This window comes from Caproiciproducens sp. CPB-2, assembly GCF_036287215.1.
Classification (GTDB): Bacteria; Bacillota; Clostridia; order Oscillospirales; family Acutalibacteraceae; genus Caproiciproducens.
The window spans coordinates 2,964,475-2,979,679 of sequence record NZ_CP142860.1 but is presented as its reverse complement, the minus strand read 5'-3'; the positions used below and the strand labels follow the sequence as shown (position 1 = coordinate 2,979,679).

21 protein-coding genes are annotated in these 15,205 nt (G+C 53.7%); 20 read left to right on the top strand and 1 reads right to left on the bottom strand.

Annotated elements, in window-relative coordinates; genetic code table 11:
* Window positions 1–4: 4 nt before the first annotated feature.
* Window positions 5–247 (bottom strand): helix-turn-helix domain-containing protein, encoded by a 243-nt coding sequence (locus VXK30_RS14795; protein ID WP_275713530.1) that lies wholly within the window; start codon window positions 245–247, stop codon window positions 5–7.
* Between the two features lie 147 nt (window positions 248–394).
* On the opposite strand from VXK30_RS14795, the gene VXK30_RS14790 reads away from it, so the two are divergent.
* The 20 genes from VXK30_RS14790 to VXK30_RS14695 all read left to right on the top strand — a co-directional run bounded on the left by VXK30_RS14790 (window position 395) and on the right by VXK30_RS14695 (window position 15,205).
* Window positions 395–613: a hypothetical protein gene (locus tag VXK30_RS14790; RefSeq protein WP_275713532.1), complete on the top strand. Its 219-nt coding sequence runs from the start codon at window positions 395–397 to the stop codon at window positions 611–613.
* Window positions 614–667: 54 nt separating this feature from the next.
* Window positions 668–850 (top strand): hypothetical protein, encoded by a 183-nt coding sequence (locus VXK30_RS14785; RefSeq protein WP_275713534.1) that lies wholly within the window; start codon window positions 668–670, stop codon window positions 848–850.
* Between the two features lie 101 nt (window positions 851–951).
* Window positions 952–1,284 (top strand): hypothetical protein, encoded by a 333-nt coding sequence (locus VXK30_RS14780; protein ID WP_275713536.1) that lies wholly within the window; start codon window positions 952–954, stop codon window positions 1,282–1,284.
* Window positions 1,285–1,292: 8 nt separating this feature from the next.
* Window positions 1,293–2,147: a DNA adenine methylase gene (locus VXK30_RS14775; protein ID WP_275713537.1), complete on the top strand. Its 855-nt coding sequence runs from the start codon at window positions 1,293–1,295 to the stop codon at window positions 2,145–2,147.
* Window positions 2,144–2,653, top strand: a complete 510-nt coding sequence (locus tag VXK30_RS14770; RefSeq protein ID WP_275713539.1) for a hypothetical protein — start codon at window positions 2,144–2,146, stop codon at window positions 2,651–2,653. Before VXK30_RS14775 ends, VXK30_RS14770 begins: the two co-directional genes overlap by 4 nt.
* Entirely contained in the window at window positions 2,643–3,374 is a 732-nt protein-coding gene (locus VXK30_RS14765; RefSeq protein WP_275713540.1) for a DUF3849 domain-containing protein, read from the top strand. Before VXK30_RS14770 ends, VXK30_RS14765 begins: the two co-directional genes overlap by 11 nt.
* A gap of 13 nt (window positions 3,375–3,387) precedes the next feature.
* The gene (locus VXK30_RS14760; protein WP_275713542.1) at window positions 3,388–3,939 is read left to right on the top strand and encodes a YodL domain-containing protein; all 552 of its coding nucleotides are present in this window, start codon (window positions 3,388–3,390) and stop codon (window positions 3,937–3,939) included.
* A 57-nt stretch (window positions 3,940–3,996) separates the two neighbouring features.
* Complete coding sequence (locus tag VXK30_RS14755; RefSeq protein WP_275713544.1) at window positions 3,997–4,380, top strand: SpoVG family protein; 384 nt, start codon at window positions 3,997–3,999, stop codon at window positions 4,378–4,380.
* Between the two features lie 36 nt (window positions 4,381–4,416).
* The gene (locus VXK30_RS14750) at window positions 4,417–4,587 is read left to right on the top strand and encodes a hypothetical protein (RefSeq protein WP_275713546.1); all 171 of its coding nucleotides are present in this window, start codon (window positions 4,417–4,419) and stop codon (window positions 4,585–4,587) included.
* Between the two features lie 143 nt (window positions 4,588–4,730).
* Window positions 4,731–4,961 carry a DUF6133 family protein gene (locus VXK30_RS14745; RefSeq protein ID WP_066643549.1) on the top strand — a complete coding sequence of 77 codons (231 nt, stop codon included), beginning with the start codon at window positions 4,731–4,733 and terminating at the stop codon, window positions 4,959–4,961.
* 85 nt (window positions 4,962–5,046) lie between these two features.
* Window positions 5,047–6,192, top strand: a complete 1,146-nt coding sequence (locus VXK30_RS14740; protein WP_275713549.1) for a tyrosine-type recombinase/integrase — start codon at window positions 5,047–5,049, stop codon at window positions 6,190–6,192.
* Entirely contained in the window at window positions 6,185–8,434 is a 2,250-nt protein-coding gene (locus tag VXK30_RS14735) for a site-specific integrase (protein WP_275713550.1), read from the top strand. Before VXK30_RS14740 ends, VXK30_RS14735 begins: the two co-directional genes overlap by 8 nt.
* The gene (locus VXK30_RS14730) at window positions 8,434–9,960 is read left to right on the top strand and encodes a tyrosine-type recombinase/integrase (protein WP_275713551.1); all 1,527 of its coding nucleotides are present in this window, start codon (window positions 8,434–8,436) and stop codon (window positions 9,958–9,960) included. The genes VXK30_RS14735 and VXK30_RS14730 overlap by 1 nt, the downstream gene beginning before the upstream one ends.
* Window positions 9,953–10,357, top strand: a complete 405-nt coding sequence (locus VXK30_RS14725) for a DUF6262 family protein (protein ID WP_275713553.1) — start codon at window positions 9,953–9,955, stop codon at window positions 10,355–10,357. The genes VXK30_RS14730 and VXK30_RS14725 overlap by 8 nt, the downstream gene beginning before the upstream one ends.
* A gap of 173 nt (window positions 10,358–10,530) precedes the next feature.
* Window positions 10,531–10,710 carry a DUF6133 family protein gene (locus tag VXK30_RS14720; RefSeq protein ID WP_442867953.1) on the top strand — a complete coding sequence of 60 codons (180 nt, stop codon included), beginning with the start codon at window positions 10,531–10,533 and terminating at the stop codon, window positions 10,708–10,710.
* Between the two features lie 3 nt (window positions 10,711–10,713).
* Window positions 10,714–11,127 (top strand): prepilin peptidase, encoded by a 414-nt coding sequence (locus tag VXK30_RS14715; protein WP_275713557.1) that lies wholly within the window; start codon window positions 10,714–10,716, stop codon window positions 11,125–11,127.
* A gap of 13 nt (window positions 11,128–11,140) precedes the next feature.
* Window positions 11,141–11,953 (top strand): Flp pilus assembly protein CpaB, encoded by an 813-nt coding sequence (gene cpaB / locus VXK30_RS14710; protein WP_275713559.1) that lies wholly within the window; start codon window positions 11,141–11,143, stop codon window positions 11,951–11,953.
* Entirely contained in the window at window positions 11,950–12,762 is an 813-nt protein-coding gene (locus tag VXK30_RS14705; protein ID WP_275713561.1) for a nucleotide-binding protein, read from the top strand. The genes cpaB and VXK30_RS14705 overlap by 4 nt, the downstream gene beginning before the upstream one ends.
* Entirely contained in the window at window positions 12,756–14,279 is a 1,524-nt protein-coding gene (locus VXK30_RS14700; RefSeq protein WP_275713563.1) for a CpaF/VirB11 family protein, read from the top strand. The genes VXK30_RS14705 and VXK30_RS14700 overlap by 7 nt, the downstream gene beginning before the upstream one ends.
* Complete coding sequence (locus VXK30_RS14695; RefSeq protein WP_275713565.1) at window positions 14,276–15,205, top strand: type II secretion system F family protein; 930 nt, start codon at window positions 14,276–14,278, stop codon at window positions 15,203–15,205. The genes VXK30_RS14700 and VXK30_RS14695 overlap by 4 nt, the downstream gene beginning before the upstream one ends.

The following is a 15,205-nucleotide window of genomic DNA, read 5'->3' as shown; positions in this document are numbered from 1 at the left end:
CTCTTTAGTCCAGTTCAACATCCATGCTATTAAATTCGGGCGTATCAAAAAACTCAGAAAGTGTAATGCCGAGTGCATCGCATAGCTTTTTAAGTGTGAAAACACGCGGATTCTTCGTTACCCCGGCCACAATATCATGGACAGTCGACGCCGTGGTCCCCGCTGTGCTGCACAACTTTCCAACCGTTATATTCCTCTCGCGGCACAGTTCCAAGATGCGCTGCGAGATCAGTGTGCTGTTATCCATGTTTTCACCTCCACCTACGGTATTCCGAATTTATTATCTGCTATACGCGCAAAAATTACATTCGGAATTCCGTAGACATTGCAAGAAAAGTGTGGTAGCATGTCGTTAATACGGTATTCCGTATTAACGACAGAGGTGTATCCAATAATGAATAACGATTTTGAAAAGGCGTTCAGTGATTTCATTGACCGTCGGGAATACGATCAGGCGGAAAACGCGCTGTTCGCCATGGTGCGCATCGCCTTTCTTGCCGGGTGGAAAGCGGCAGGCGGCAATCCGCCCCAGCCGCAAAAGATATTTCAGATCGTACACAAGAAGGACATCAGCGAGAGCGCCATTGAAACAGATATAAGCCTGAAAAAATAATGACTGCTGCCGTCTCTGTAAGCGGCATCAATCCGAAGGAAGAGTAATTGAACCATGAAAACGTTGAATGAATATCTTAACGCCATCTCCAAGCGCGGGGACCGTTACGGCAGCAATGGGGGCATCCTTGACCTGCTTCTCTGGTGTAATAAGCAAAATACGCAGCAGGTCACCATTGAGGAGGCACGCCAATTCTATGAACACCCAGATTCACCATATCAGAAAACGCATAAGTAAATAGTGTAATTACATAGCAGGGGCCGTTTTTCCGAAAGGGACAAAGGCCCCTGCTTTTTTATGCCCTTTTTCGGAAAAGCGCGCCGGAAAAGGAGGCAAAAATGCTCAAAAGTGAGCTCGCAGGGTACATGGAAATTTTTCATTGCGGCGAGCAATATGCGGCCGTCAGTCGGGAGCTTGAAATGGCGTTTGGCATCAAAGGAGCAGAACTGCGCGCACTTATCAATGCCTTGCGCAGGGACGGTGTTCCGATCTGCAGTAATGAAAAGGGTTATTTTTACGCGGAAACAGATGCGGAGCTGCTCCGAACCATCAGACACATGTCCAGCCGCATCGCCGGCATCAGCGGCGCGATCCGCGGGCTGAAAAAAGCGCGTACACGGTTCGATCCCGGTCAGACCTCCCTGCCCATGGGCGGAGGTGATGACCTCTGAACAGCTTCATGAGCTGGATCGGCGGGAAAAAAGCCCTGCGCGACACAATTCTCCCCATGTTCCCGCTGTACTATGAACGCTACATCGAGGTGTTCGGCGGCGGGGGCTGGATACTCTTCGCAAAACCGCCCGGCAACGATTTCGAGGTCTACAACGACTTCAACGGTCTGCTCGTCAACCTCTATCGCTGTGTGCGGGACAAACCGCGGGAGCTGATGGAAAAGCTCCAATACGTTCTGAATTCCAGAGAAGATTTTGAACTGGTCAGGGATAGTCTCGCCCGAGACAGCCCCGCGTCCGATGTGCAGAAAGCGGCGTGGTTTTACCAGCTTATCCGCTTTAGTTACGCCTCCAGTCTTGACAGCTTCGGTAGTCAGCCCCATGATATGCGGGCAAACTTCCCCCTCATCGAGCAGGCACATCGACGGCTGGCAAAGGTCGTGGTGGAGAATAAGGATTTTGAGAAGCTCATCCGGCAGTATGATCGCCCGGTGAGCTTTTTTTATTGCGACCCGCCCTATCACGCCACTGAAAGCTATTACAAAAACGTCGGAGAAGCAGGTTTCACCGAAGAAGACCATGTTCGTCTCCGGGACTTGCTTCTCGGCATACAGGGCAAGTTCCTGCTCTCCTATAACGACGACGAGTTCATCCGCGAGTTGTATGACGCGCCTGAAATTCAGATCCTCTCCACCACCCGCATCAACAATATCAAGCAGAGATATGACCCCAACAGCCAGTTCGCGGAGCTGCTCATCGGCAATTACGACCTCGGGGAACGGGCCCGCTGCGAACCGAGTCAGATGACCCTTTTCGATTATGGGCAGAAAACAGAAAATGATTATACGGAGGATGCACTATGAAAAACACTCAGAACACCACGAAAAGAACTGATCTCAGCATGACCATTCCTTCTCCGATTCTGGAGGGTTCTGGCATCGCGGAGGCAAAATGCGCGGAGCTGCACCAGCTCCGGCACTGCGTCGCCGTCCTGCAGGGAAAAATGACCACCTATGAACTGATCGAAGCCATCGAATCAATCTCAGGACTGGCGGAGTCCCTGACGACGCACCTTGCCGACGTCTGCGGCATCTGCGGTGGCTGCGACGCCTGCAATGAGACGCTGGAGGGCGAACAGGAGATCAAGATCCCGCCCGAGCTGCTGGACGAGTTGAATATTCCCCGCAGCGCCAAGCTGGAGGCTTACGCCGACCCGGACGAGGGTCTGATCCTCGTAGGTCGCGCCAATTATGAGCATGACATCTCCGACGTCCCCGACGACCTGCTCGAGATGCTGGTAACGGCGGGCGTCTGCGTCTGCGAACTGGAGGAACATCTGATGGAGGACGATGTCATCTATGGTGAATAACACCGGTCTCTACCCCTACTCTCTCGAGGAAGCGCGGCGGCAGAAGGAAATAAAGCTGTGGCGGGAGAGCAGAAAAGCCAACGCCGACTGCCGCGCGGTCATCGAAGAAACCATCAGCCGTGACTTAAATGGCAAGAATCTGAATCCGGGATGCGTGCAGAGCGTGCTTGCCGAGTTCGGATATAAGCGCGTCAACTGGGTGCTGGTCACAACCCTGCTGGTCAATGGCGCTGACGGCCGCTATTCTCCGGAAAACATGGCATGGGCGCGGCGGACTCCTGTTCGGGATCTCGGCTGGGAGAAAAAGCCGGAGACTATCTGCGTGGATGTCCGCCCTGAACTTCTGGAACAGTTCGTCAATCAATACCGTGAGGCGGTTCAGGACCTGGGTCTGTTCGATAGTACGAGTTGCGAGCAGGACACCAGTAAGCTGGATTTTACCGGCAAGGTGCTGGTACTCTCGCCGGATATTCTGAAGGAGGAATGCTGGAGGTCGGAGGATCAGCTCTGGTATGCCCACGACGGTTTCGGCTGCAGGCCAAACGACATTGGCCGTTCCGTCCGCTGCACCTGCCTTGGGGACGGAGAGGAAACCCGTTGGAACCGTCATGACTTTATCGGCGTACTCCGGGATGAATGTCTGCCGGATTGGGCGTGGGAAAGGCTGGCGGAGCTGACCGGGCAGACAGCGCCTGAGATCGGAGGAATGACCATGAACTAAGGAGGTGGATGCCGTGTCAGGCATTGAACAGAGAAGCGGCTGCGTCTGGTACTACGGCAACCCGGCCGGATATATCGACCGGGATACTGCCGTGGTGGACACCATGTTTCAAAACGATGAGCTGAATCGCTGGCTGTCAAAAAACAGCCTGTCGCCTCGTTGGACGGACGGCGTATACGAGCGGCTCTCCAGCGGTCATTCACCGTCTGTTGCGGAGGACGCCATGCCCGCCATCCTGAAAAGCTGCCGCATCTGGCAGCTCAAGCCCGGCGCGGCGGCATGGAAAGACATCGTCACCTTCGGAAGACCCCTACCAAAGCCGAAGATAGAGGATTACACCGTTGTCTACGACGGGCAGCTCGACACCAACGATCTGGAGGCAATCTATGACAAGTTTACCGAGCGCAGGCCACCCGGCTTTTCAGGCCGTCCGATGTCGGTCTCCGACCTCGTGGAACTCTACGACGGCGGCGGCAGCGATTTCTATTATCTCGACCGCACCTGCTTTCGGCCTGTTGAGTTTCCCGGCCTGGAGCAGGATTTCGGGATGAAGATGACCTTGTGACCCAGCGCCCGGACGGGCGCTTTTTGTTATCCAAAATTAAAAAGGAGGACATTTTCAATGGCAAAAACACAGACTCAAGCGGCGGAGCAGACCGCCCCGGAGAAAACCGCAGAGCAGACCCCCGTCAACTATGACGTCCGGATCTTCGGCGCAAAAAGCAGCGGCACGCAGAGAGCAACAGCCAGCGTCAACATCAACGGTGCCTTCGCCGTTCGCGGCGTGAAGGTGCTGGAGAGCAACAAGGGACTTTTCGTGGCGATGCCTCAGTACAAGGTCGGAAGCGAATACAAGGATATCTGTTTCCCCTGCACAAAGGAGTCCCGCGAACAGTTCAACGCCGCCGTCATGAAAGCTTATGAGCAGACGATTTCCCAGGCACACACGCAGGCGGAAGCATCCGCGCCCCAGCGGACCCAGGCCATGTCCTGCCAGTCCATGTAAGCCACGCACCATCGAATTATAGGAGGAAAACGATTTATGAAAAAGACCATCAATGCCATCATAACCACCGTTGAGAACGTCGCTTTCACCATCCGCACAAAGGCACAGAACGCCCTGTCCCGCAGCCGCGCGTTTACCTGCCGGGCCCTTTCCGGCAATTCCGGCGAGGGCTATATCGACACTGCCATCTTTTCTTTACTTCGTTGACACGATAGGAATTCACACGATTAAATCCGTTCCACAACTTTGAAAACGGGAGAGTGTCTGAGAGGGAGAAGCCTTTTTAAGGGGTTCTCCCTTGCTTGTTTAGAAGTAACTAAAATTTTTATCTTTACAGGAGGAATCAGTCCATGAAAAAGATCCGTAATTTTCTCAGGCGGAAGTCCACTGCCTTTGCAGTAAGGGCAAAACAGGTTCTGACCGACAGGAGAGGCCAAGGAGCGCTCGATACGGCGATAGCCATACTCATCAGTGTAGTTTTGGGCGCATTGCTTCTCGCCGGGCTCTACGCTCTGTTCGGCAATACGATCCTGCCTACCGTAACCCAGCGCATCAAGGACATGTTCAACTACAAGGGCTAATGCGGCTTACCCATTCCATGCAGCCGGGCATGGTATACTCTTTTCGCCCGTAAATGAAATATCACCGGGCGGAAAGAGGTTTGGCATGGAAACAAACAGCAAACGTTTTCGATTGGTCAGGTTCGCCTTTGAAACGGACGCGGGAGGGACGGTCTTCCGGCATTTTATCACGGATCGGCTCCTGCCCGCACCCGTTCTGAATGAGTGGCTTGAAACCAACTACATGAGGTCGGCGCGGACCGGCGAGGAATACGGCAAAAAAATTGTCACGTTTCTGAATTATCTCGATGACAGGGGGATTGAGTACGACGCGGCCACAAACAGGGACGTGAAAGCTTTCTTTCATCGGATGATCTATGGCGATCTCTCGAACCTAAAACTTTACTCCCCGCAGCGCCCCGTATCCTATTCAACCCTATCACAGTACCTCACGGTTATCACCGCGCTGTACCGATGGCTGGACGACAATTACGAAACCGGAATGTGCTTCAGAACCGACAGCAAAAAAGCAAGGGCTTCAAAATCCTTTCTGTACGGACAGATTTACAGCTACGACTACAAACATCTCGTCGGCATAAATCTTCCAAGGCTTGGCGGCCGGCGCGAATATGTCAAATGGTACACCGACAGTGAAATCAAGGCCCTGTCCGGTAATTTTCTCACACTGAGGGATGAGGTCGTTTTCAGAATCACACTGGAGGGTTTCCGCATTGACGAGGTGCTGAGCATGCGGCTCGAAGACTATGACCTGGCAGAACGCTGTATCCGTTCTTCCCGTTCCAAAGGACGGGAAGACGCCATATACGGAAGAGAAAACCCGCATCGGGTTATCGCCTTGCCTATCACAACCTGTGCGCTTTTGAACAGATATTTGCAGACCGAACGCATGCTGGCGGAGAATCAAAGCGGCAGAATTTCGGAGTACATCTTTATCAATCTGAACCGTGGCAGAAATCAGGGAGAGCCCTTACGGTATTTGAATTACTACAAGGTTTTTAAAGCCTGCGCCCGGCGGGCTGGGCTTGATCCAGTAAAAATCCGCACCCATAGCGGAAGAAGTACAAAAGTCATGCGGATGCTGGAGTGCGGTTCCTCCGATACGGATATCCTGCACCAGACCGGTTGGCGGCGTATCGACTCCATCACTTCCTACCGTGACGAGAACAATCCCATTGTCGCGCACCGGATTCTGCGGAAACTTCACCCGGAGGAGGGATTCTCTGATGATTGAACGGCTTTGGATCAAACGAGCGTCCGCCATGTGGAGCATCGACGGCGTCCGGCTCACCATGAGGCACCTAAAAGACATCAGCGATGATGAGATGATTTTGGCAATTGAAAAGTACCGGAATCTTTTGAAGCGTCAGTCCTACCGGGAAGAAAACGCCGGGCTTTGCGAGAGTTTCCGCTTCTTTGGCGGGATATCCTTTGTGAAGCTCGGAAGCATGGCCTTTACGGATGATTTCAATGAGATGTTCCGGTATTACGCGAGAGCTGCGGTAATCCGTTGGGCTGAAAGTGAATACATCATCCGTTCCAAGGAGCTCGGTGCTCATTTCGTCTTTGAGGAAATGCTGCGATGCGAAAACGATCCCATTCATTACGATTATACGTATATTTTTGACGAGGTGCCCGGCAGCCGCAGGTATCAGGAAATCCTGGAATCCGAGTTTTCGGCTTTCTGGTCTGAGAGAATCGAAAAACAAATGCTCGGAGGGTTAGACCTTAAGGACATCACTCGAAAAATCGGCCTGCTCCGATGTGCTGAATATGCGGCGCTTACAGACAGGCAAACGATGGAAGCTTATCTGCGCGGGATTGCACACACTTTCACAGACCGGCGCGAGCAAATCAGCCTGTCGAAACTGTTTGGAAATGTGTATGGCGGAACAAGGACCTCATCGAAACTGATTCCATGCAGTTTTGACCAAATGATGAGACGGGTTGCCAACGAAGAATTCCAGCTGCAGTATGAAAAATTTCCGGCTGAAAACCATTTGCAGCTGGATGTTCACAGCGATCAATGGGTATTGTACGCCCAACACGGCCCGACCCTGCGGTTTAACAAAATGGATTTTACCGTCATTCGCTCCGCGTCCCTGCGTATGGAGGTCAAATATTACCTGAAGCAGCGTTTTTCGGGTTTCATTCAGATCAAAGACAGGTTTTTGACTGCCGTGGCGTACGGCGTCAATTTCCTCAGCAGCCACAACAGACGGATTCATTTCTTTTCCGACATCTCCGAATGCGACGTGAAAGCCCTCCACATCGCGCTGGAAAACAGGAGTGACGAGCCGGGTGAGAAACAGTGGGCTTTCAGCAACACAATGAGCATTTTCAGCGCCATGCAAACTGTCACGGATTACCTGATGGGCGGCCTTCGGGATGAGAACATCAAAAGCCCGGTTCCCCAAAGCAACCCTTTCCGGGCATTCGTTTTTCACAATTCCAAGGACTATATCAAGAACACTCTCATTATTCCCGAGTCTGTAATGAACGAGATGGACCGGCACATGTATGAGCTCTGCGGCGAATACCGGCTCTTGTACCAGATTCTGTCCCAGACGGGTATACGGACGAAAGAGGCCGTTTTTCTGGAGGATAATTGCCTTGAAAAGACAAGTTATGACGGCATTTTTAATTTGCGCTACATTCCATACAAGGTAATCGCGGCCCGGAGGCGTCACGGCAGGGAGGATCATCGCCGGATCATGATCACCGGCGAACTTGCCGGTGAAATCGCTGCACAGGCCGCAAAGACGGAAGCGCTACGCAAGGAGTACGGCCTTCCTTATATTTTTATTGACAAGCGAAAAAACTTCAAGGCATCCATGATCAATCCAGAGTATTTTCTCGTAAAGCTGGATCAAATTGCAAAGCGCTACGACTTGAGGGATGAGAACGGTGCACTCTGGCATTTCACCGCGAGGCAATATCGGAAGACTTTGGCCGTGACGTTAATTGAAAACGGCGGCACAATGGAAGAACTCGCTTATCTTCTTGGGCATCTGTCCCCATCAACCTCCGCCGCCTATTACGCCGACGTCCGAAAGAAAAAGCTGGCTGAAATGAACACGGCGTTCTTCAAGACAAAGTTTGAACTGATGCTGTCGGACAAGCAGCTTTCACGGTTTTCCGAGGAGGAGCGCCGTGCCCTCTATGTGGACTTCTATCTTGAAAGCCGCAGGGTGGAGTTCGGGCATTGCCTTAAAAAGCTGAGCGAGGGCGGATGCACCAGCCGAAACAGTTTGGTAAACTGCGTCAATTGCAAAAATCTGTGCACAGGCGTCAGGTATCTGCCTTATTGGCGCCAGCTTCACACGGAACAGGCAGAACGGCTGAACGCTCTTCTCTCCGTTTACCATGCAAACGGCATTTCCGAATATGAGAATTTTCCAGAGTACAAACAGGAAAAGGCTCTGGCCACGGGATACGCGGGTATTGTCAGGGCGCTGGAAGGCGGTGAAGCCTGATGGGAATTCCAGTGACATCACTGCTCAGGTTTGACGCTGACGAAAAGGCACGCTACATCGGCTTCCTGCAGGAGCTTGGAAGCCGTATCCGTTTCGAGAATGACATCTGGATCTGCGACAACCGAACCCGCTACCCATACGGGGACAAGCACATGATTACCATTTATTTTGCACACATCCTGGAAGAGTTCCGGGATATCATGAAATACTATGTGATTCTGCGGCTGCTCAATGGTATCACGGTCAGGACGGTCAAAACCGATCTATTCGGACTTGCCGTCTTCTGCGCGTTTCTGTCGGGGCGCGGTATCCTGGAACTGTCAATGGTTAACACACATCTGGTCTACCTCTTCCGGCAGGAGCTTGACGGTCGCGGCTATACAAGCGGCTGCAAAAACCGCATCTGGGGCAACGTAAGCACTTTGTATGAAATTATGAAAGACTTTGATGGAGAAACACTGAAAAATCCCTTCCGAAAGAATCCCTATCCGGCTCATGAAAAAAGAGAAGAAAAATTTATTCCCGATTTTGTAACGGAGCAGCTTGACCGGGCATTCTACAAAGGTGAAATCCCGCTTGAAATCCGCGTGGTCTATTGGATTTTGCGCCTCATCCCATCCCGCATCAACGAAGTTTTATCCATGAAGATCGACTGCATGAAACGGTATATGGGCGATTACGTGCTGTTTATCCCCACATGGAAGCAGAACGGCGGTCACAAAGCACCGATTCTGCGCTCCATCCATATTCGGAACGAGGGTATGGGCGCGTTCCTCATTGATCTGATCCAGCAACAGCAAAGGGCCGCAGAAGCGTTACAGGAATTTATGCCGGAGAGTAAGCGCGGGGCGCTGCTTGCTTATCGGGAAAAGCTTGTCCAAAAGGACGGATCAGTTTACTGGCGAAACAATTATCCTGTGCTGCAATGGTACAGCGTCAGCTACCGCCTAAAAGAAATCTGTGAACGTTATGACATTCGGGACGAAAGCGGCGGGCGATATGTATTTACAAGCCATCAGCTGCGTCACAACGGAATCACCGACCGGCTTTTGGCGGGCTTTACCATTGAACAGGTTGCCGAAATGACCGGCCATCACGGGGATGCCATGCTTTGGGGCTCTTATGCCCACTTGGATCAAAATCCGGAACAGACGCTAAACAGGCAGCGCCAAGTCTTCAACGAACCTGCGGGAAACCCCTATGTCCTGTTTGGCGGCCGGATTCTCCACATGGATGAACAGAGTGAAGTACGGCTTCTGAAAAATCTGCGCGCCCATCGGGTACGCGGCGGGATCTGCTGCGACATCACCCACTGCAAAAGCGATATGTGGAACTGCCTGAGCTGTGAAAAATTTGTTCCCGACACGGAGCAGCTCCCGCTTTTTGAAGAGCAGGCTGCGGCATGGGATGAAAAAGCAGAACGTTTCGCACAGTTTCCGCTGCTTCGCCAAAACGCGCTCAGAAATGCCGACCTGTTTCGGAAGGTGATCGGCAAGGTCAGAATGGAGGTGGTGGAAAATGAATAGCCGACTGCCCGAAACACTGTCCGCGAAACAGGAACAGACAAGGCAGGAAACCATTAACAAGGTCCTGCACGCTCTTTCCGAATTACAGGCGCAGGGCTGCCGCCTCAGCATCAAAAATTTAATGGAGTACACGGGTTTGTCCCGTTCCGTATTTGCAAAGCCCCACGTCCGGGCTGTACTCACGGAGTATGTTGCCGCTTTTACCCGCCCGGAGACCCCAACCACGGATGAAAAGGTTCCAGTTCATCAGACGAAGGAGCAAAAACTTCGGGCGGAAATCAGGGAAAAGGACACGCAAATCAAACGGCTGCGGGAAGAAAAAGTTGCGCTGAAGGAGGAATGCGAATTGCTCAGGGGCAGGCTGTATCTGCTGATGCAGAGACAAAATCTGGAGTAGTCTTTCGGGGTATGCCGACTGGATTATACCCCAAAAACACATGCAAAAAATTGACACGATTGAACCCTGCGGTTTGATCGTGCCTTTTTGCTGCCAAATTTTCAGGAAAGGCGGAAAAATCAATGGTTTTATCAATGAAAAGATACGGATTTTTAAATCTCCTAGAGAGGTCGGTGCTCAATCGTGTAAATGAAAACGGAAGAAAAGCCATCAAAATTCTGATTGCCGTCGTTCTGGGCGCTCTGCTGCTGTTCACCCTGTATAAGCTGTTCGGCGACACCGTTCTCCCCAAACTGGAACAGTCCATCAACGACATGTTCGGTTATGGCGGCGCGGTCGACCAGCTCGGCTGATCTATGCCGCAACTGATCAGCGGCCTGCTGTTTGTTGGGCCACTGGTTTTCGCCGGTGTGTCCGACCTGCGCAGCAGGACGATCCCTTACAGCGCGTGCATCCTTCTCACTCTGGCGGGGCTGATTTCTTTCAGCCCCGCCAATCTTTTTGGACTACTCCTTGCGGTCCCGTTTTTCTTTGCGGCGGGCCGAGGCAGAGGCGGCGCAGGAGACACCATGCTCATCGCCGCCGCGGGCTTCGTGCTGGGACTTGGGCCGGGGCTGGCAGGTCTAACTCTCGCGCTTTTCATCTTCCTGCTGTTTGCCCTCGGCGATAAGCTCATCCGCCGAATTCGAAAACAAGGGGCCGCGCCGGAAAGCTACCCGTTGGCCCCGTTTCTCGCTGTCGGCTTTACCGCCGCATATTTCATGATTTAGGAGGCTCTATTTTATGAGTATTTTCAAAAACCGGACGGTCGTCGGCGTCATCTGCATCCTTGCGGCGCTGGTGATCTGTTTCGGCATCACGCCGCTTTTTAACAGAAGCATCAGCCAGAAAGAAGAAATCGTCCGCGTGACCAAGGCAATTGACGCTGGGGAGCAGGTCACAGCGGACATGGTGCAGACCGTGGAGGTCGGCGCGTACAACCTGCCGGACAACGTCCTGCACGACACTGCGTCCGTCGTGGGCAAGTACGCCGCGGCAGACCTTGCCGCGGGCGATTATATCCTGCCGTCCAAGCTCTCCGACGCGCCTGCCGCCGAAAACTCCTACCTTTACAATCTGGACGGGACCAAGCAGGCCATGAGTGTTACGATCAAGAGCTTCGCCACCGGCCTTTCCGGCAAGCTCAAATCCGGCGATATTGTCTCGATCCTTGTTGCGGATTATCAGGAGAGCGGTAAAACCGTCGTGCCGCCCGAATTGCAGTACGTGGAGGTTATCAGCGTGACCGCTTCCACCGGTTATGACGCCAACACTGGCGAAGCGACAAACGAGGATGAAAAAGATCTTCCCTCGACCGTGACCTTCCTCGTCCGTCCAGAGCAGGCGAAGGTGCTGGCCGAGCTGGAACAGGACGCGAAGATCCACCTGACGCTCGTCTATCGCGGCACGCAGGACGTCGCCAATGCGTTCATCACGGCCCAGGACGAGCTGATTGAAAAGCTCTATCCCACTCAGGAGGAAAAAACAGATGAAAGCGAGGTTACTGATCCAGCCGCTGAGAACTCGCTGGAAAGCGAGGCGGCTTCAAACCGATGAACTTTAAGAAAAGAAGCATATTTCACCGCGGCGCAAACGATGAACCGGAACAGGAGGTACAGGCCGAAAGCGGCGGAATGCTTGCGGTCTGGGGCAGCCCCGGCAGCGGGAAGACCGTTGCGGCTGTAAAGTTAGCGAAGGCTCTCGCCGACAAAAAGAAAAATGTTGCGCTTCTCCTGTGCGACATGACCGCGCCCATGCTGCCCTGCATCTGCCCGCCCTCGGAGCTGGAGTGTGAGCGCTCCCTCGGCGGCATCCTCGCCGTGCCCCATATGAGCGACGCGCTCATCAAAAACAACTGCGTTACCCATAAGCGGATGCCCTATCTGACGATACTCGGAATGAAAAAAGGAGAAAACGAATACACCTATCCTCCCTATACGGAGCAGCAGGCCATAGAACTGCTGGATGGGCTGCGGAAGCTTGCACCCTATGTCGTTGTGGACTGCGGCAGTTATATTTCCAACGACATCCTCTCTGCCGTGGCGCTGATGGAGGCGGACAGCGTCCTGAGACTCGCCAACTGCGACCTCAAATCCGTTGGATATTTCTCCAGCCAGCTCCCGCTCCTCAAGGATACCAAGTGGGACGCGGACAAGCAGTACAAGGTGGCGTCGAACGTGAAGCCCCAGCAGGCCGCCGAGCACATCGGAAAGGTGCTGGGCACGGTGGCCTTTAAGCTGCCTTATTCGCAGGAACTGGAGGAACAGTACCTTTCCGGGAATCTCCTCGCCGACCTCACCATGAAGGATAGCCGTCTGTTCCGAAAGGAACTGGATCGAATTCTGAAGGAGGTGTTAGGATGTTAGGGAAAAAACGAAGCGCCTCCGTATTCGTACCGGCAGCGCCGGCGACGCCTGTGCCAAATCTGGAGGAAAAGCACACGCAAAAAGCGGTGGAAACCATTGCCGCACCAGCAGCCCTCACCGCAATCCCCAGCGAAGAAGCACCCCCTGCCGAGGGTAAGCCTGTGTTGACCGGACGGGTGCATTCTCTTTTCTTCACGCCGGAGGATGACTCCCGCGAGTTCCCCGACGTGTGCCGTGAGGTACAGGGCTATATCGTGGCCAATTATTCCACCCTGATGACGGGAGAATCCGACAGCCGGGAACAAATCAAGCGATACGCGGCAAAATACATTCAGGACAAGCGCATCGCCGTCAAAGGCATGACTATGGACGAGCTGGTAGACACCATCTACTCCGAAATGGCGGAATACGGCTTCCTTACGAAATACATCTTCGGTTCCGGCATCGAAGAAATCGACGTCAACTCCTGGCGGGACGTGGAGATCCAGTATTCCAACGGCCTGTCGGAAAAGCTCAAAGAACACTTCGACTCTCCGGATCATGCGATCAACGTCATCCGGCGCATGCTGCACACTTCCGGCGTCATACTGGACAACGCCAGCCCCGTAGTCACCGGCACGCTCAGCCAGAATATCCGCATCGCCGCCCTGAAAACGCCGATAGTGGACGCGGACGTGGGCGTGGCCGCCTCCATCCGTATCGTCAATCCGCAGAACATGACCAAGGCCGACTTTGTGGACGGCGGGACGGCCACGGATGAAATGCTGGATTTTCTTGCCGCCTGCCTGCGTTACGGTATCTCCATCTGTGTGGCGGGAGCCACCAGCTCCGGCAAAACCACCATGGCAGGCTGGCTTCTGACCACCATACCGGATAACAAGCGTATTTTCACCATCGAGAACGGCTCCCGTGAGATAGAGCTGGTGCGGGAGAAGGATGGCCAAGTGGTCAACTCCGTCGTTCACACGCTCACCCGCGACAGCGAAAACGACCGTCAGCGCATCACGCAGATCAGCCTGCTGGACATTGCTCTCCGATTCAACCCCGACCTGATCTTTGTGGGTGAGATGCGCGGCGAGGAAGCAAACGCGGCACAGGAGGCGGCCCGAACCGGCGTGGGCGTGCTCACCACCATCCACTCCAGCTCCTGCGAGGCCACCTATCGCCGCATGGTCTCCCTGTGCAAGCGCGCCGTAGATATGTCCGACGCGACCCTCATGGACAACGTAACCGAGGCTTATCCGCTGGTGGTTTTTTGTAAACAGCTTGAGAACAAACAGCGCCGCCTCATGGAGATCATGGAGTGTGAGATCCTGCCAGATGGGACGCGGCGATACAATCCCATTTACCGCTATCACATCACCAAAAACTACTATGAAAATGGCAATTACACCATTGAGGGATACCATGAACGGGACATGGACATCTCACAGAGCCTGCAAAGACGGCTGGTCGACAACGGCATGCCGGATACGCAGCTGCAATCATTTCTAAGAAAGGAGGCGGCAACCGCTTGACCACATTACTCTTAGTCGCCTGTGCCGGCATGATCGCCGGCGCTTTTCTCACTTTCCGCATTTCGCCCATGGACTTCACCGAGGGCGTATTCAAGCGCCTGACCTCCGCGCCAAAGAGTATCCGCACAGAGATCAACGAGAGCACGCACCGCAGGAAAAAATCCTTTCTGCGTCGGGAAATTGAGGATACGCAAGTCATCCTGAAAGCCACCGGTAAAGAAACCCGGTTCCCGGTGATCTGCGCCGCATCCCTGCTGCTGTTCACAATCGGTGCGGCGGTTGCCATCATTATTGGCAATTTTTTCCTTGTGCCGGTGCTGGCGGTGGGCATGATGTTCGTCCCATTCTGGTATATCGAGCTGACCGCAGGACATTTCAAGAAGGACGTCGCCTCGGAGCTGGAAACGGCGCTTTCCATCATCACCACGGCATATCTCCGCAGCGAGGACTTTCTCACCGCCGTGGAGGAAAACATCAACTATCTCAACCAGCCGGTCCGCGGCGTGTTCCGGAACTTTCTGAACAGAGTCGAGCGCGTCGACCCGGATGTGGACGCCGCGCTCATGGAGCTTCGCGGCTCCATCGACAACGAGGTGTTCCGGGAATGGTGCGACGCGGTGATGGCCTGCCAGTACGACCGGGGGCTCAAGATCACGCTAACGCCTATCGTCGCAAAGCTCTCAGATATGCGGATCGTCAACGGCGAGCTGGAAAACCTCGTATTCGGTCCACGGAAGGAATTCATCACCATGGCGGCGCTGGTGGTATTGAACGTCCCGCTGCTCAAGTTCATCAATGCGGATTGGTACGCCGCGTTGATGCATACCGTCCCCGGCCAGATCGTCCTCGCCGTCTGCGCTGGCGCAATCTTCGTTTCCTTTGCTTTTGTTGTAAAGCTGACGCAACCCATCGAGTATAGGAGGTGA